This window comes from Oxalobacteraceae bacterium OTU3CINTB1 (assembly GCA_024123955.1).
Lineage (GTDB): Bacteria > Pseudomonadota > Gammaproteobacteria > Burkholderiales > Burkholderiaceae_D > Rugamonas.
This window is the reverse complement of the sequence record CP099652.1, coordinates 992,309-1,010,107: the sequence shown is the minus strand read 5'-3', so window position 1 is coordinate 1,010,107 and position 17,799 is coordinate 992,309. Positions and strand designations below refer to the sequence as shown.

Genomic DNA, 17,799 nt, shown 5'->3' with positions numbered 1-17,799 from the left:
GCGTTCCGCCTAATCCGCCCTACGTGTCACCACGAATTATCAACGGCCTTCAGCCCCAGATGCTCCCGCAACGTCGTGCCACGGTACTCGGTGCGGAACAAGCCGCGCCGCTGCAATTCCGGCACCACCAGCGACAGAAAATCATCCAGGCCTCCCGGCAGCGCCGGCGCCATGAAATTGAAACCGTCCGCTGCCTCCTGCTCGAACCACGCCTGCATCTGATCTGCCACCGCCTGCGCCGTGCCGACGACCGTGAAGTGTCCACGCCCGCCGGCGATGCGCTCGTACAGCTGGCGTATCGTCAAATTCTCGCCCTGCGCCAGATCGGTCAGCAACTGCTGGCGGCTGCGCTGCCCGTCCTGCGTCTGCGGCAGATCCGGCAGCGGCCCGTCCAGCGGATAGCCCGACAAATCGAAGTTGCCGATCATGCGTCCCAGCAGCGCCAGACCGGCCTTGGGCTCGATCAAACGCTGCAACTGACCGAACTTGTCGTCCGCCTCGCCCTGAGAACGCCCCACCACGGCGAACAAGCCGGGCATCACCTTCAGCGACTCCGGCCTGCGGCCGTGCCCCGCCACGCGGCGCTTCATGTCGCGGTAAAAATCCTGCGCCTTCGCCAGCGAGGGCTGCGCCGTGAACACCACCTCCGCCGTGGCGGCGGCCAGATCGCGCCCCGCCTCGGAACCGCCGGCCTGCACCACCACCGGCCGCCCCTGCGGGCTGCGCGACACGTTCAGCGGTCCGGCGACAGCGAAATGCGGGCCGCGATGATCCAGCTTGCGCAGCTTGGCGGGATCGATCAGCCGGCCGCCATCCTTGTCGTTAATAAGCGCCCCATCTTCCCAACTATCCCACAATCCCGTGACAACCTGATGAAATTCTCGCGCGCGCTCATAACGCGCCGCGTGCGCCACGTGCTGGTCGCGGCCAAAATTGGCCGCCTCCGCCGCGTTGTCGGACGTGACCAGGTTCCACCCCGCCCTGCCTTCCGATATCTGATCGAGCGACGCGAACTGGCGCGCCACCGTGTAAGGCTCGTTGTAGGTGGTGGTGGCGGTGCCGACCAAACCGATCTTTTCGGTCGATGCGGCCAGCGCCGACAATAAGGTCAACGGCTCCAGCGCCGGTACGCCGCCGGTCAGCGCCAGGCTGTCGGCGAAGAACACCGCGTCAAGGCAGGCCCGCTCCGCGCTTTGCACCTGCTGCCGGAATACCTTGAACGGATTCGACTCCAGGTCCGTTTGCGGATGGCGCCACGCGGCCACATGGTGCCCGTGCCGCATCATGAAGGCGGCGATGCTCAATTGACGCGTCATCAGAACTCCTTGCGCGCGGTGATGCCGAAGTAACGCTCGTCGTCCCTTGGCACGGCGCGCGTGACGTAGCCGGTCGAAGTGACCAGATTGGTGGCGTAGGATTTGTTGGCCAGGTTTTTACCCACCAGCGCGACGCGCCAGCCGCCCGGCGTCGACGACAACGCGATGCCGGCGTTGATAACGCCATACGCGCCCTGGATCGCATCCGGCGACTGGAACAGGTCGAACTGCGTCTTGGCCTGATACGTATAGTCGGCCGAGAAGTCGACGATCAAGCCGTTTTGCAGCGGCAGCGCGTAGTTGGCGCGGGTGAAGGACTTCCACTTCGGCGAGAACGGCAACGGCTGGCCATTCAGGTTGCACGACGCCGTGGCGGCCGGCGGGCAGTTGAAGCTGTCGATACGCGCATCGGTGTAGGCCAGCGACGCGGTCAACGTCAGCTGGCGGGTTGGCCGCGCATTGATATCCAGCTCGACGCCCTTGGTCGAGACGTCGCCCGCGTTGATCAGGCGCGTGATCACGGTGCCGGCGACGGTATCGAAGAAGTTGGCTTGATAGTTGGAGTACTTGGTATTGAAGACTGCCACGTTGGCGGTCAGCCGGCGATCGAAGGCGCTCGCCTTCAGTCCCAGTTCGAACGAATCGGACGTTTCAGGCTTCAGCGCCAAAGTGTCGCGGCCAAGCATGTTGAAGAAGACGTTATAGGCCGGTCCCTTGTAGCCGCGAGAGTAGGTCGCGTAGGCGTTCACGTCGCGCGACAGCTGGTACTGCAGGCCCAAACGCCCGGAGTAGCCGTCCTCGCTGGTCGAACCGCTGTTGCTTACGCCGGGCTGAACGCCGGGGAAAGCCGCCGTCGATGTCGAAGTGCGGACATGGTCGTAGGACAGTTCGTCCTTGGTCCAGCGCGCGCCGACGATGGCGCGCCACTCCGGCGTCAGATTGAGCGTGCTCTCGCCGAACAGCGAGTAACTGTCGTTCTTGACGCCATAGTCAGCGCGGCCGGCGTTCGACGCAGTGGTGGTGACGACGATGCGCTGGTACATTTCGCGGTCCTTGCCATGCAAGTAGAACGCGCCGACGACGTATTCGAGGAACTGATCCTTCGGCGACGCCAGCCTCAGTTCTTGCGACACTTGGCGGAAATCGACGGTGCCGATATCGCGCGTCGCAGGATACGCGGCCGAGATGCGCGCCACCTCCGCCGCGTTGCCGATGGCCGAGGTGCTGGTGTACTGCTGGTTGTCCCAGTCACGCACGGCGGTGATCGAAGTCAGTGTGTAGCCGCCGTTGCGCCAGTCGACCTGCGCCGACAAGCCTTTGTTAGTATCGCGGATATCGCTTGGGATATCGGTGTTGATACTGCGGTTTTCGGTGGACGCGACGACCGGCGCGATCGCCTGCGAGAACGGCGCGCTGGTGGATTTGTAGGCGGTGAAGGAAGGTGTCGCGTTCGAACGCAGATAGTCGGCGATCAGGCTCACATCCAGATCCTTGTTCGGCGTGATGTCGACGCGGGCGCGTACGCCCTTGCGGTCGTAGCCATTCACCTTGCCGCCGCCGGCATGCACGTTATCGACGTTGCCGTCGTAGTCCGCATACAGCGCGGTGACGGCGGCGCTGACCACGCCTGGCTGGATCGTGCCGGACAGGCCGCCGCGCACGCGCTTCTCGTTGCCCTCGTACCAGGAAGCGTCGACAAAGCCGCTGGTTTGTTCCGATGGTTTGCGGCCGATCACATTCAGCACGCCGGACGACGCGTTTTTGCCGAACAAGGTTCCCTGCGGGCCGCGCAGGATTTCAATATGCTCGATGTCCAGCAAATCCAGCGTCGCCTGGCCCGGGCGCGCATACACCACGCCGTCGATCACCGTCGACACAGTCGGTTCCACGCCGGGAGAAGTCGAGATGGTACCGATACCGCGCACAAAGATCGTCGAATCCTTGTTACCGCCCTGCTGGCGGAACGTCACACTCGGCACTTCCTGGACGATCGTGTCGATGCTGGTGCGGTTGGCCTGTGCCAGGTCGTCACCGTTCAACACCGACACAGCCACCGGCACCGATTGCAGCGAGGTGTTGCGGCGCGTCGCGCTGACCGTCACGCTGGGAACGGCGGCGCTGTCGGCGCGATCCAGAATGGGTGCGCTGGCCGCGTCCAGGGCATCAGCCGCATCCAACCCGCCCGCCCACGCCGAGCTGACAAGCAAAGCGCCCAACGTCAGCGCACCGATATTTTTACTGTTGTTCTTCATTGCCGATCCCTTGATTTGAAAGCGCCCTTTGCGCCATATGCGGAAAATCCACTTTCATCATCGAAGAACCAACTTAGTTCCCCGCCTGACGTTTGCTAGACTTTAAATGGTACCGATACCCTTTTTTTAGTGTCGGTGCGGGCCGATTTGAAGTCAAAGAATTAAAAAACTCATCGATATGTCTTTTTTAAATATGCGCGAACCAAGCAAATGAGCGATCCGGAAATCACACGCAAGCGCCGTGGCTCCGGCCGCGCGACCATCCACGACGTGGCGCGGCTGGCGGAAGTCGGCTCGATCACTGTGTCGCGCTACTTCACGGAGCCGGGCCGCGTGGCGCCCACGCGCAGCGCGCGCATCGCCGCCGCCGTCAAGCAGTTGGGCTATGTGCCGAACCTGATGGCGGGCAGTCTGGCGTCGTCGCACAGCCGCATCATCGGCATGGTGATCCCGAATATCTCCGGCCCGATCTTCGCCAGCACGATCCAGAGTTTCAGCGACACGTTAAGCCGACACGGTTATCAACTGCTGCTGGCGTCAAGTTACTTCTCGGCCAAGCAGGAGGAGAACGCGGTGCGCGCCTTCCTCGGCTGGAAGCCGGCGGCGCTGGTGGTGACAGGGCGGTTCCACAACCGCGCAACGGAAAAGCTGCTATCGGAGGCAGGGATCCCGGTGGTCGAAACATGGGACTACGAACCGCGCCGCAAGCCGATCCAAGTCGGCTACTCCAATCACGTGGTTGGGGAGCAGGCGGCGCGCTATCTGTACGCCAAAGGCTACCGCCGCATCGCCTTCGTGCAAAACAGCCTGGCGGGCGACCTCAGTGCCGTGGACCGCAGCGACGGCTACGCGGCCGTGATGCACGAGCATGGGCTGCAACCGAACATCTACGTACCGACGGCCGAGGCGCCGTTCGACGCCGGGAAACAGGCCATTGAGGCGCTGGCGCTCAAGCCTGCAAAGCGCAGCGGCCGGAATGCTGAAGCGATCATCTTCGCCAACGACAATCTGGCGGCGGGCGCCTTGCTGGCGGGCCAGCGCGCCGGGCTGGAGATACCCAAACAGTGCGCCATTGTCGGCTTCGGCGACTATCCGTTCTCGCCGCTGCTGCTTCCCAGTTTGACCACCATCCGGCCGCCGGGACGCGAGATCGGCGAGATCGCCGCGCTGCGCATCCTCGAACAATTGGGCGTGCTGCCGGCGTCCGGTCAGGACACGCGCCTCAACCTGCTGGCCTGCGAACTTATCGAGCGCGAAAGCGCATAAAGGAAAACCATGAAGAACATCGCCGCCGGCTTGCTGCTGGCCCTTCCCCTGCTGGCGCACAGCGCGCCGGCCATCACCATCGGCTTCCAGAAAAGCAGCGGCTTGCTGGGCATCTTGAAGAATCAGGGCACGCTGGAGAAGGCCTTCGCCGGCCAGCAGATCAAGTGGATCGAATTCCCGGCCGGTCCGCAGATGCTGGAGGCGCTCAACGCCGGCAGCATCGATTTCGGCAGCACGGGGGCGCCGCCGCCGGTGTTCGGGCAGGCGGCCGGCATCGACCTGCTGTACGTCGCGGCCGAGCCGGCGCCGGTCAACAGCGAGGCGATCTTCGTACCGAAGGACTCGACGGCGCGCACGGTGGCGGATTTGAAAGACAAGAAGGTCGCGTTCCAGAAGGGATCGGGGTCGCACTTCCTGCTGGCGTCGGCGTTGCAGAAGGCGGGCTTGAAGCTCAGCGACATCAAGCCGGTGTACCTGTCGCCATCAGATGCGCGGGCGGCGTTCGTCAGCGGCGGCATCGATGCGTGGGTGGTGTGGGACCCGTACTTCGCGTCGGCGCAGAAGTCGTATCAGGTGCGGGTGCTGAGCGACTATACGGGCCTGCCGCAGGCGAACGGATTCTATCTGGCGTCGCGCAAGTTCGCCGCGCAGTCGCCGAAGGTGTTGTCGGCGCTATTGGAACAGGTGGCGCTGACCGGCCAGTGGGCCAACGGGCACACGAAGGAAGTGAGCGCGATGCTGGCGCCGCAAATGGGACTGCCAGCGGATATCGTGGCGACCTGGCAGCGCCGCACGCTTTATGGCGCGGTGCCGGTCAGCGCCGCCATCGCCGCCAATCAGCAGCGCGTGGCGGACGTGTTCTATCAGCAGAAATTGATACCGAAGCCGATCAATGTGGCAGTAAGCGTCTGGCCGTGGCAACCGACCGGCGGCAGGTAAAGTCTAACGGAGACACGTAGGGCGGATTAGGCGGAACGCCGTAATCCGCCATCTTTGAGCCGCTGGCGGAGCATGCATGGCGGATTACGCTTCGCTAATCCGCCCTACGTGTCTCCCCGTGACACTAGTGTTTGTGCCCGCAGGATGGACCATGCACGTGCGGCGCCGGCGCCGGGGTGTTGGCGGGATCGCGGCCGCTGTCGCCTTCCAGTCCCGAAGCATGCAGGCGGTCCATATAATCCTGCCACAGCTTGTCCTTCTCGTTACCGAGCTTGTACAGGTAATCCCACGTGAACAATCCTGTATTGTGTCCGTCGGTAAAGGTCGGCTGCACCGCGTAGTTGCCGACCGGGTCCATCGCCGCGATGCCCACTTCGCGCTTGCCGACTTGCAGCACTTCCTGGCCGGGGCCGTGGCCCATGACCTCGGCCGACGGCGAATACACGCGCATCAGCTCGAACGGAATCGTGAACGAGGCGCCGTCGTCGAAGGCGATGTCGAGCACCTTGGACTTGTTGTGGACGGTGATGGCGGTTGGATTCTTGGTGCTCATAGGTGGACTTTCAATCAGGCGTTTAAACGTTCGACAATCGCGGCGTGCAGCGCCGGCACCAGCGCGCGGCGCGCGGCCAGCACTTCCGGCGCGCCGGACCGCACGGCCGTGGCAAAGCTCGCGTTGGGAAAATGCGCATCGTCCAGATAACGCGGAATCACATGCCAGTGCACGTGCGGCGTCATGTTGCCGAAGCTGGCGAGGTTGATCTTCTCCGGCGCCATCACGGCGCGCTGCGCCGACTCCACCGCGAACACGACATCCATCACATGGCCGCGCTCGGCCGCATCCAGATCCGTCATTTCCTTGACGTGGGCGTTCCACACCACGCGCGTGAAGCCCGGATACTCGGCATCCTCGACGGCGATCACCGACAGCTGATCGTCGCTCCAGATGACGACGCCCTCGGCGGGCGCCGCCAGCAGCCGGCAAAGATCACAGGTGTCAGCAAAGGCCGCCGTCACACCAGCACCCGCTCGATGCCGCCGTCGTTGGCGCGCTTGACGTAGTCGGCCATCCAGTTCTCGCCCAGCAGGTGCTTGGCGATCTCGACGACGATGTAGTCGGCCGTGGTGCCGGCGTCCTCGCCGTAGCGCGACACGCCGCCCAGGCAGGCCGGGCAGCTGGTCAGGATCTTGACCTCACCCTCGAAGCCGTCGGCGCGCAGCTTGTCGGCGCCTTTGATGACTTCCTCTTCCTTGCGGAAGCGCACCTGCGTCGAGATGTCCGGACGCGCGATCATCAACGTGCCCGAATCGCCGCAGCAGCGGTCGTTCTTCTCGATCTTGACGTTGTCGTGGGTGGCGATCAGGCCATTGACGGTCTTGGTCGCCTCCTGCAACTTCATCGGCGTGTGGCACGGCTCGTGGTACATATAGCGCGTGCCGGTCACGCCTTCCAGGCGCACCTGCTTCTCAAGCAAATACTCGTGGATGTCCATGATGCGGCAGCCCGGGAAAATCTTGTCGAACTCGTAGGTCGCCAGCTGGTCGTAGCAGGTGCCGCACGACACCAGCACCGTCTTGATGTCCAGATAATTGAGCGTGTTGGCCATGCGATGGAACAGCACGCGGTTATCGGTCATCATCTTCTCGGCCTTGTCGTACTCGCCCGAGCCGCGCTGCGGATAACCGCAGCACAGGTAACCCGGCGGCAGCACGGTCTGCACGCCCACTTCCCACAGCATCGCCTGGGTCGCCAGGCCCACCTGCGAGAACAGCCGCTCCGAGCCGCAACCCGGGAAGTAGAACACCGCCTCGGTATCGGCCGTGGTCTTCTTCGGATTGCGGATGATCGGGATGACTTTGTCGTCCTCGATGTCGAGCAGTGCGCGCGCGGTCTTCTTCGGCAGGCCGCCCGGCATTTTCTTGTTGATGAAGTGAATCACCTGCTCGCGCACCGGCGGCTTGCCGGTGGTCGGCGGCGGCGCCTTGGTCTGCTTCTTGGCGAATTTCTTCAGCAAGTCGTTCCCAAGGCGCTGCGCCTTGTAGCCGATCCCGACCATCGCCGCGCGGGTGGCGTTGATGGTGGAAGGATCGGTGGCGTTGAGGAAGAACATCGCCGCCGATTTGCCCGGATTGAACGATTTTTTGTCCATCTTGCGCAGCAGGTTACGCATGTTCATCGAGACGTCGCCGAAGTCGATGTTGACCGGGCATGGCGTTACGCATTTATGGCAGACGGTGCAGTGGTCTGCCACGTCCTCGAACTCTTCCCAGTGCTTGATCGAGATGCCGCGGCGGGTTTGCTCTTCGTACAGGAAGGCCTCGATCAGCGACGACGTCGCCAGGATCTTGTCGCGCGGCGAGTACAGCAGGTTGGCGCGCGGCACGTGGGTCGAGCACACGGGTTTGCACTTGCCGCAGCGCAGGCAGTCCTTGATGCTGTTGGCGATCTCGCCGATATCGCTTTGCTGCATGATCAGCGATTCGTGGCCCATCAGGCCGAACGACGGCGTATAGGCGTTGGACAAGTCCGCCTCCATGCCCGGCAGGTTCAGCAGCTTGCCCTTGTTGAAGCGCCCTTCCGGATCGACGCGCAGCTTGTAGTCGCGGAACGGGCCGATTTCTTCCTCGGTAAGGAACTCCAGCTTGGTGATGCCGATGCCGTGCTCGCCCGAGATGACGCCGTTGAGCGAACGGGCCAGCACCATGATGCGCGCGACAGCCGAATGCGCCAGTTGCAGCATCTCATAGTGGTCGGAGTTGACCGGCAGATTGGTGTGGACGTTGCCGTCGCCGGCGTGCATGTGCAGCGCCACGAACACGCGCCCGCGCAGCACGCGCTTGTGGATCGCCGTGGCCTCGTCGAGGATCAGCTTGTAGGCCGCGCCGCTGAAGATCTGGCGCAGCTGGGCGCGGATTTCCTGCTTCCACGTCACGCGGATGGTGCGGTCCTGGACGATGTCGAACAGGGTCGCGTCCGGCTGTGTTTTCAGGCGCTCGTCGAACACGGCCAGCAGGCGTTCCAGGCCCAGCGCGGCCAGCTCGCCGGTGACGGTGCTCAACGGCTTGTCGAGCTCGGCCAGCAGGAAGGTCCAGCGGTCGCGCACTTGCGTCAGCAGCGCCTCGGCCTGCTGCACGCGATCGCCCAGCATTTCCGCGTCGCCCACGCCGTCGTCGGCGTCGTCGCTCTTGCCGATCGGCAGATTGCCGGCGGCGAAGAAGTCGCGCAGCTCATCGACCAGCTGCAGCTTGTTCTTGATCGACAGCTCGATGTTGATGCGCTCGATGCCGTCGGTGTACTCGCCCATGCGGTTCAACGGGATCACGACGTCTTCGTTGATCTTGAAGGCGTTGGTGTGCTTGGCGATGGCGGCCGTGCGGGCGCGGTCGAGCCAGAACTTCTTGCGCGCCTCGGGGCTGACGGCGACAAAACCCTCGCCCACGCGGGTATTGGCGATGCGCACCACTTCCGACGCGGCCATGGCCACGGCGTTCTCGTCGTCGCCGACGATGTCGCCGAACAGCGCCATCTTCGGCAGCACGCCGCGTTTCGACTTGGTGGCATAGCCGACCGCGCGCAGGTAGCGCTCGTCCAGATGCTCCAGGCCGGCCAGCCGCAGGGTGGCGAACTGCTCGCCCTTGGCCGGCAGGCCGTCGAGGTAATCCTTGATTTCAACGATGGACGGGATGGCGTCGCGCGCCTGGCCGAAGAACTCCAGGCAGACGGTGCGGGCGAACTTCGGCATCTTGTGCAAGATCCAGCGGCCGGACGTGATGAGGCCGTCCGTGCCCTCCTTCTGGATGCCCGGCAGGCCGGACAGGAACTTGTCGGTCACGTCCTTGCCCAGGCCTTCCTTGCGGAAGGTGCGGCCGGCGATCTCCAGGATTTCGGTCTTGAACGGCGCGCCCTTGGCTTCGCCGCGCGCGCTCGGATGGGTCCATTCCAGCTTGAAGCGGGCCAACGGCGTGTCGTGGATCTTCGACAGGTTGTGGTCCAGGCGCGTCACTTCGAGCCAGTCGCCGTTCGGATCGACCATGCGCCACGATGCCAGGTTGTCGAGCGCGGTGCCCCACAGCACGGCCTTCTTGCCGCCGGCGTTCATGGCGATGTTGCCGCCGATGCAGGACGCGTGTGCCGAGGTCGGATCGACCGCGAACACGAAGCCGGCTTTTTCAGCCGCTTCGGACACCTTGTTGGTGATCACGCCGGCGCCGGTGTAGATGGTGGCGTATTCCTTGTCCAGGCCGGGCAGCACCTTCATCTCGACCGGGCCCATGTTGAGCAGCTTCTCGGTGTTGATGACGGCCGACATCGGCGTCAGCGGAATGGCGCCGCCGGTGTAGCCGGTGCCGCCGCCGCGCGGGATGATGGTCAGCCCCAGCTCGATACACCCCTTGACCAGGCCGGCCATTTCCTCTTCGCTGTCGGGCGTGAGCACGACGAACGGATACTCGACGCGCCAGTCGGTGGCGTCGGTCACGTGCGAGATGCGCTTCATGCCGTCGAAGCAGATGTTGTGCTTGTCGGTGTAGCGGCCCAGCACCTTGTTGGTGCGCTTGCGCAGGTCGTAGACCTGCTTGAATTCCTCGCCGAAGTCGGCCACGGCCTTGCCGGCCGCGCGCAGCAGCTTGATGACATTGACGCTGCGCTGCTTGGACGCTTCCGATTCGCTGCCGTCGTCGTCGACGGTCAGGCGGCGCTTGTCGACCTCGGCCAAGCGGTGGTGCAGCGCGTTGATCAGCTCCTGGCGGCGCTTCGGATTGTCCAGCATGTCGTCCTGCAGGTACGGATTGCGGCGGACGGCCCAGATATCGCCGAGCACCTCGTACAGCATGCGGGCCGAGCGGCCGGTCTGGCGCGCGCCGCGCAAGGCATCGAGCAAGCTCCACGATTCCTCGCCCAGCAGCCGGATGACGATCTCGCGATCGGAAAACGACGTGTAGTTGTAAGGAATTTCGCGGAGACGCTGGGCCTCCGGTCCGTGGGGCGTTTCCGCCAGCAGAGCTTGGATTTGAGCAGGGGCATTCATTATGCGATTGGACTTGTAAACTGGAACCCGGGAGGGCCATTCTAGCGTATTGCGACGCACCATGTCGGAACACCCTTAGACGGCGGGGGGACTCTCGCGCTGGCCATCCTGCGCTATTAATTTGCGGATGAGCTCGTTTACCGGCGATAAAATTCAAATTTTCCGCTAAAAACTAAACGAAATTCCGAATCCTGCGCTTCCGGCAATACGATCAATTGCACCAGATTAGCCCAGCATTTGCCCGATCCGGTGCCAGACGCCGTCCGGCACATACAACAGCAGGGTGGTCATGGTCAGGTAGCGCAACAGTTTGCCGACCGCCATGTAGGCGAGGCTGGGCCAGAAAGGTAGCTTGAGCCAGCCGCCAAGCGTGCACAGCGGATCGCCGATGCCCGGCAGCCAGGCCAGCAGCATGGTCTTGGCGCCGTAGCGCTCCAGCCAATGGAACCAGCGGCTCTTGCGCTCCTTGGCGAAGGTGGTCTTGGCCTGGTAGCCGATCCAGTAATCGACGGCGCCGCCGAGGGTATTGCCGACGGTGGCGACGCCGATGGCGCTCCAGAACAGCTCCGGATTGGCCTTGATCACCGCAAACACCGCCGGTTCCGAGCCCAGCGGCACCAGAGTGGCGGAAACGAAACTGATGACGAAGACCGATGTCAGGCCCACTTCCGGCGCCGCGAGCACGTTGAGCAGCCAGGCGATTGCAGATTCGATCATCGGTTTCTTTAGCGGGACGAAAGGTGTCCATTATAATGATCAGCACACCGCACGATTGAACAGCAAGGTCCCGGCCCACCGGCCGCAACCCGCGCCCCTGCCCGACCCGGTCACCCGCCGGATAGTTAGCATCGAACAACTGCGGAACCCCGCGGGGTCAAGTCTGTCATTCGGACACGAGCTGTGCCGTAGCCGCAGTTACGGCACAGCTCGTGTCCGAATGACAGACTTGACCCCCGGGGTTCTGGCCCTCTGGAATCACTGTTTGCAGACCATGACTATCGACTATCTGAAGAAAATCCTGACCGCGCGCGTCTACGACGTCGCTGATGAAACCCCGCTGGAACTCGCGCCGACCTTGTCGCAGCGCTACGAGAACCGAATTTATTTCAAGCGCGAGGACATGCAGAGCGTGTTCAGCTTCAAGATTCGCGGCGCCTACAACAAGATGGCCCACCTGAGCGACGCCCAGCGCAAGCGCGGCGTCATTTGCGCCTCGGCCGGCAACCACGCCCAAGGCGTGGCACTGTCGGCGGCCAAGCTGGGCTGCCGCGCGCTGATCGTCATGCCAACCACCACCCCGCAAGTGAAGATCGACGCCGTCAAGGCCCGCGGCGGCTCGGACGTGGAAGTGGTGCTGCACGGCGAGTCCTATACCGATGCCTACAACCACGCGCTGACCCTGGAGCAGGAACAGAAGCTGACCTTCGTCCATCCGTTCGACGATCCGGACGTCATCGCCGGCCAGGGCACCATCGGCATGGAAATCCTGCGCCAGCACTCCGGCCCGATCCACGCCATCTTCGTGGCCATCGGCGGCGGCGGCCTGATCGCCGGCGTGGCGTCGTACGTCAAGGCGATCCGCCCGGACATCAAAATCATCGGCGTGCAGACCATCGATTCGGACGCCATGGCGCGCAGCATCAAGGCCGGCGAGCGCGTCACCCTGGCCGACGTCGGCCTGTTCTCCGACGGCACAGCGGTGCGCCTGGTCGGCGAAGAAACCTTCCGCATCGCGCGCGAGCTGGTCGACGACATCATCATCGTCGACACCGACGCCATCAGCGCCGCCATCAAGGATGTGTTCACCGATACCCGCAGCATCCTGGAGCCGGCCGGCGCGCTGGCCATCGCCGGCGCCAAGGCCTACATCGAGCGCGCGGCCATGACCAAGGACCCGGTCAAGAACGAGACCTTGATCACCATCGCCTGCGGCGCCAACATGAATTTCGACCGCCTGCGCTTTGTTGCCGAGCGCGCCGAACTGGGCGAGGCGCGCGAGGCGGTGTTCGCCGTCACCCTGCCCGAGCAACGCGGCAGCTTCAAGCGCTTCTGCTCGCTGGTGGGCCCGCGCAATGTCACCGAGTTCAACTACCGCATCAGCGACAAGGACGAGGCGCATGTGTTTGTCGGCGTGCAGATCGCCGACCGTGGCGAGTCGGGCGCGCTGGCGCGCAAGTTCGAAGAGCATGATTTCAAGACGCTCGACCTGACCCACGACGAGCTGGCCAAGGCGCACATCCGCCACCTGGTCGGTGGCAAGAGCGGGCTGGCCAAGGACGAGCTGCTGTACCGCTTCGAGTTCCCGGAGCGCCCGGGCGCGCTGATGCGCTTCCTCGACAGCATGGCGCCGAACTGGAACATTTCGCTGTGCCATTACCGGAGCCAGGGCGGCGACGTGGGCCGCATCCTGATCGGCTTGCAGGTGCCGTCCGAGGAGATGGGCGCGTTCGCGCAGTTCCTGACCACGCTCGGCTACCGTTACTGGGACGAGAGCGCCAATCCGGTGTACAAGCTGTTCCTGGGTTGAACCCACCCACCTTGTTGTGACGGACCACGCTCCGTCGCTTAGGGGTCGTACCCGTCGGGTACGACCCCATCACGTCCTGCGGGTTGACGGCGCTAAAGCCACCGCAACGCTCCGCATCACCGATCAACTCCGCTTCCGCAATAGCGCGGCACCTATGAAAAAGATCGCCCGCAACATCTCGCCCGTTCTGTTGTTTGTTCTACTGATCCCATGCCTGCGCGCGGCAGAATTACCGCTGTCGATCAATACAATCATTTTGGGCATGGGTTCGGCGATTGCCATCCTGTCCTCGTATTTCCTGTTCGGAAATCGGGATCTTCGGTTTGCCTTGTTTGGGTTGATGTCCTCGCTGCTGCTAGCCGTGCTATCCACCTTTATCGTATTTCAGCTAAGGAACGGCGAGGCCTTCAAGCCCGAGCTGTCGCTATACCATCTCTCAGCCGTTGCGGCGGTCGCGCTGATGGCGGCCGTTGGAGAGGAGTTCATCTTCAGAGGCGTCATCCTCGGCCTGCTGACGAAATATTTCCGCAAATTCCCGTTGGTTGTCGTGCTGGCACTTCAGGCCGTGCTTTTTGCGGCGTCACACCCCTCCCAGAATTATGTTTTTCACTTCTCCGCCTTCGTGTTCGGACTATTTTCAGGCTGGGCAGTAGTGAAGACAAAATCCCTATGGTTTTCCACGGCATTCCACTTCGGATGGGATTTCGCCACCGTGTTTGCAACTGGCTATCACAGCCGCAATTTAGGGCATATCAAGGGCATGGTGCTGTACGAAAGCCAATACGCCTGGGCGAGTAATGTCATGCTCTTGCTGGCGACCCTGGTGGCCCTGTGGTGGTTCGAGAAATTCGTTCGATACTCCGAGCGGCGCGCGTTGGCGAAGCCCGCCGGGTCAAAGTACGCTACCATTTCACCTTTACCGATTCAAAGCCCGCCATGACCAACTCCGTCGACCTGTCCCCGCTGGGAAAAACCTCCGCCTACCGCACCGATTACGCGCCGGAGCTGCTGTTCCCCATCCCGCGCCAGGGCAAGCGCGACGAGCTGGGCCTGGCCGGCACCCTGCCCTTCTTCGGCGTCGATATCTGGAACGCCTACGAGATCTCCTGGCTCAACCAGCGCGGCAAGCCGCAGGTGGCGATCGCCCGCGTGACCTTCCCGGCCGATTCGCCCAACATCATCGAGTCGAAATCGTTCAAGCTCTACCTCAATTCGTTCAACCAGACGCGCCTGGAAAACGTGGTGGCGCTCAAGTCGCTGCTGCAACAGGACCTGACCGAGGCGGCCGGCGCCAACGTCCACATCACCATCACCCAGCCGGAGGAATTCGGCATGATCTCGATGGGCGAACTCGACGGCCTGCTGCTGGACCGCCTCGACATCGAGGTCGATAACTACAGCCCGTCGCCGGAAATCCTGAAGGCCGCCCACGACGAAGAGCCGGTCGAGGAAAAGCTGGTGTCGCACCTGCTCAAGTCGAACTGCCTGGTCACCGGCCAACCCGACTGGGCCAGCGTGCAGATCCATTACGCCGGCCCGCAAATCGACCAGGAAAGTTTATTGAAATACCTGATCGGTTTCCGCGAGCACAACGAATTCCACGAACAATGCGTCGAACGCATCTTCGTCGATATCCTGCGCCAGTGCGCGCCGCAGCAGCTGGCGGTGTACGCGCGCTACACCCGGCGCGGCGGCCTGGACATCAATCCGTGGCGCAGCAATTTCAGCACGGCACAGAAACCACCGAACCTGCGCGGCGCGCGTCAATAGCAAAAATCAGGCGTATGATGTGATCAACGATGCGACTTTCGTAAGAAATGCGCGCCTCGCTGGAAAAACGCGAAAAATCGGAAAAGCGGGCCGCTTTGCGGCGAAAAACCGGCGCTTTCGCGGTTTTTTACGCATAAATAGCAAATGCTTTCTGCGGTGCATTTTCAGTAGGACCGTTGGCGCCCCGGCGCGTTGGCTGCCTGATCATTAAGCAACGCCGGCGCGCGCGAATTCATGTTACATGGCGCACAAACAAGCCTATAATTCGGCGGCGGCACGCCTTGTGCGTCGTAACATTCTTATCGTCTTATGAATAACCTGAGCAAAATACTCTCACTCGAAAATGTCCTGCTTGACCTGGAAGTCTCCAGCAAGAAGCGCGCATTCGAGCAAGCTGGCCTGATCTTCGAAAACAATTGCGGGATCGCCCGCTCCACCGTCTCGGACAACCTGTTCGCGCGCGAGCGCCTCGGTTCCACCGGGTTGGGTCATGGCGTGGCCGTGCCGCACGGCCGCATCAAGGGCATGAAGAGCCTGAAATCGCCGCTGGCGGCGTTCGTCCGCCTGGCCGAGCCGATTCCTTTCGAGTCGCCCGACGGCAAGCCGGTCAACCTGCTGTTCTTCCTGCTGATCCCGGACCACGTCACCCAACAGCACCTGGAAATCCTGTCGGAAATCGCCGAGATGTTCTCCGACGACGCTTTCCGCACCGCGCTCTCGACCGATCCGGACCCGAAATCGGTGCATTCGCGCATCATCAACTGGATGCCGAGCCTGCAGGCCGCCGGCTGACAGGTCATCGGGAAATGGCTTGCAAGCATGGGTAGCGGGACAATAGGTTAAACTACGGGGCAGGCCCACCTTAGTTCAACCTTGAGATAAAGACGCCCCATGCTGCAAACGCCGCTGACGATACAAAGGCTTTACGACGACAATCGCGAGAGTTTGCAGCTCGGCTGGTTCGCCGGCTTTCCCGGCGGCGAGCGCCTGATCTCCGGCGACGTCGCCTCCGCCGCCGACCAGGTCGGCCACCTGAACACCATCCACCCGGGCCGCATCCAGGTCTTCGGGCACCAGGAAATCAATTACTACCAGCGCTTGAAGGCGCTCACGCGCGCCCACGTCATCGGCGAGCTGATCGCTGGCGGCCCGCCGGCGCTGATCATCGCGCAAGGCCTGGAAACGCCGCCCGACATCCTCGCCATCTGCGACGAAAAAAACATCCCGTTGTTCTCCACTCCGTTACCTGCCGCACAGGTGATCGACTTCCTGCGCGTGTATCTTTCCAAGAAGCTGGCGCAACGCATCATCATGCACGGCGTCTTCATGGACGTGCTGGGCGTGGGCGTGCTGATCACCGGCGACTCGGGCCTCGGCAAGAGCGAGCTGGGCTTGGAACTGATTTCGCGCTCGCACGGCCTGGTGGCCGACGACGCGGTGGAGTTTTCGCGCATTGCGCCGAACATGATCGAGGGGCGCTGCCCGGCCCTGCTGCAGAATCTGCTGGAAGTGCGCGGGCTGGGCCTGCTGGACATCAAGGCGATCTTCGGCGAGACGGCGGTGCGCCGCAAGATGCGCCTGAAGCTGATCGTGCACTTGGTGCGCCGTGGCGCGGCCGAGGAGGAAGTGGAGCGGTTGCCGTTCCAGTTCCCGACCGAGGACGTGCTGGGACTGCCGATCCGCAAGGTCGTCATTCCCGTCGCGGCCGGCCGCAACATCGCGGTGCTGCTGGAGGCCGCCGTACGCAACACCATTCTGCAATTGCGCGGTATCGACACCTTACAAGAGTTCATGGAGCGTCAGCGACAAGCCATGAGCGGAGATTAAAACCATCATGCGTATCGTCCTCATCACAGGCATCTCCGGCTCCGGCAAATCGGTGGCCTTGAACGTGCTGGAAGACACCGGCCACTATTGCGTCGACAACCTGCCGCCGGCCTTGCTGTCGAACCTGGTCTCGACGTTGGCCGAGGAAGGCTTGCAGGCGTTGGCGGTTGCCGTCGACGCCCGCAGCGCCGAATCGCTGGCCTCGTTGCCGGCCGACGTCAAGCGCTTGCGCGAAGAGGGGCACGACGTCAAGGTCATGTTCCTGACCGCCAACACGCACTCGCTGGTGGCGCGCTTTTCGGAGACGCGCCGCAGCCATCCGCTGTCGCACGAGTTGCGTCCGGGCCAGAATCCGGCCGCGCGCCGCACCTTGATCGAATGCATCATGGAAGAGCGCGAGCGGCTGTCGGCCATCGAGCAGCTGGGCCATGTGGTCGATACGTCGGAGCTGAGCGCCAACAAGCTGCGCGCCTGGGTCAAGGACCTGGTCGCCAGCGAGGGGGCGCCGCTGACCTTGTTCTTCGAGTCGTTCGCCTTCAAGCTGGGAGTGCCGATGGATGCGGACTTCGTGTTCGATGTGCGCGCGCTGCCGAATCCCTACTATGATTTGACGCTGCGCCCGCTGACGGGCCGCGACGCGCCGGTGATCGATTTTCTCGACGCGCAACCGAGCGCGGTGGAAATGATGAACGATATCCGCGGCTTCGTCGAGAAGTGGCTGCCGTTCTTCAAGACCGATAACCGCAGTTATCTGACGGTGGCGCTGGGATGCACCGGCGGGCAGCACCGGTCGGTGTATATGGCGGAGAAACTGGCGGCGTATTTCCACCCGAATGAACGGGTGGTGTTGCGGCACCGCGAGCAGTAGCCTCCAG

Annotated in this window: 14 protein-coding genes; 8 read left to right on the top strand and 6 right to left on the bottom strand. The window is 63.0% G+C overall.

The features are described 5' to 3' along the window. Positions 1–26: 26 nt before the first annotated feature. The gene (locus tag NHH73_04375) at positions 27–1,316 is read right to left on the bottom strand and encodes an LLM class flavin-dependent oxidoreductase (protein ID USX27545.1); all 1,290 of its coding nucleotides are present in this window, start codon (positions 1,314–1,316) and stop codon (positions 27–29) included. Beyond that, positions 1,316–3,568, bottom strand: coding sequence for a TonB-dependent receptor (locus NHH73_04370; GenBank protein ID USX27544.1), 2,253 nt, complete (start codon positions 3,566–3,568; stop codon positions 1,316–1,318). The genes NHH73_04375 and NHH73_04370 overlap by 1 nt, the downstream gene beginning before the upstream one ends. Positions 3,569–3,778: 210 nt before the next feature. Between NHH73_04370 and NHH73_04365 the strand changes: the two genes are divergently transcribed. Both NHH73_04365 and NHH73_04360 read left to right on the top strand, forming a co-directional pair. Next, positions 3,779–4,834 carry a LacI family DNA-binding transcriptional regulator gene (locus NHH73_04365; protein ID USX27543.1) on the top strand — a complete coding sequence of 352 codons (1,056 nt, stop codon included), beginning with the start codon at positions 3,779–3,781 and terminating at the stop codon, positions 4,832–4,834. Between the two features lie 9 nt (positions 4,835–4,843). Next, positions 4,844–5,773 (top strand): aliphatic sulfonate ABC transporter substrate-binding protein, encoded by a 930-nt coding sequence (locus NHH73_04360; GenBank protein USX27542.1) that lies wholly within the window; start codon positions 4,844–4,846, stop codon positions 5,771–5,773. 124 nt (positions 5,774–5,897) lie between these two features. On the opposite strand, the gene NHH73_04355 is transcribed toward NHH73_04360, so the two are convergent. The 4 genes from NHH73_04355 to NHH73_04340 all read right to left on the bottom strand — a co-directional run bounded on the left by NHH73_04355 (position 5,898) and on the right by NHH73_04340 (position 11,517). After that, positions 5,898–6,326 (bottom strand): DUF971 domain-containing protein, encoded by a 429-nt coding sequence (locus NHH73_04355; protein USX27541.1) that lies wholly within the window; start codon positions 6,324–6,326, stop codon positions 5,898–5,900. A gap of 14 nt (positions 6,327–6,340) precedes the next feature. Further along, positions 6,341–6,790, bottom strand: a complete 450-nt coding sequence (locus tag NHH73_04350; GenBank protein ID USX27540.1) for an HIT family protein — start codon at positions 6,788–6,790, stop codon at positions 6,341–6,343. Beyond that, positions 6,787–10,800, bottom strand: coding sequence for an FAD/FMN-binding oxidoreductase (locus NHH73_04345; GenBank protein ID USX27539.1), 4,014 nt, complete (start codon positions 10,798–10,800; stop codon positions 6,787–6,789). The genes NHH73_04350 and NHH73_04345 overlap by 4 nt, the downstream gene beginning before the upstream one ends. 225 nt (positions 10,801–11,025) lie before the next feature. Beyond that, positions 11,026–11,517: a DedA family protein gene (locus NHH73_04340; protein USX27538.1), complete on the bottom strand. Its 492-nt coding sequence runs from the start codon at positions 11,515–11,517 to the stop codon at positions 11,026–11,028. 274 nt (positions 11,518–11,791) lie between these two features. Here NHH73_04340 and ilvA point away from each other — a divergent pair, with 274 nt between their 5' ends. From ilvA to rapZ, 6 genes are all read left to right on the top strand, one after another. After that, on the top strand, positions 11,792–13,327 hold the full coding sequence (ilvA, locus tag NHH73_04335) for a threonine ammonia-lyase, biosynthetic (GenBank protein USX27537.1): 1,536 nt from the start codon (positions 11,792–11,794) through the stop codon (positions 13,325–13,327). 154 nt (positions 13,328–13,481) lie between these two features. Beyond that, a complete protein-coding gene (locus tag NHH73_04330; GenBank protein ID USX27536.1) occupies positions 13,482–14,267 on the top strand; it encodes a CPBP family intramembrane metalloprotease in 786 nt (261 codons plus the stop codon). Further along, positions 14,264–15,097: an NADPH-dependent 7-cyano-7-deazaguanine reductase QueF gene (queF, locus tag NHH73_04325; GenBank protein ID USX27535.1), complete on the top strand. Its 834-nt coding sequence runs from the start codon at positions 14,264–14,266 to the stop codon at positions 15,095–15,097. The genes NHH73_04330 and queF overlap by 4 nt, the downstream gene beginning before the upstream one ends. Before the next feature lie 309 nt (positions 15,098–15,406). After that, a complete protein-coding gene (locus tag NHH73_04320) occupies positions 15,407–15,889 on the top strand; it encodes a PTS sugar transporter subunit IIA (GenBank protein USX27534.1) in 483 nt (160 codons plus the stop codon). A gap of 99 nt (positions 15,890–15,988) precedes the next feature. After that, positions 15,989–16,924, top strand: coding sequence for an HPr(Ser) kinase/phosphatase (gene hprK / locus NHH73_04315; GenBank protein ID USX27533.1), 936 nt, complete (start codon positions 15,989–15,991; stop codon positions 16,922–16,924). A 7-nt stretch (positions 16,925–16,931) separates the two neighbouring features. After that, entirely contained in the window at positions 16,932–17,792 is an 861-nt protein-coding gene (rapZ, locus tag NHH73_04310) for an RNase adapter RapZ (protein USX27532.1), read from the top strand. The last annotated feature ends 7 nt before the right edge of the window (positions 17,793–17,799 follow it).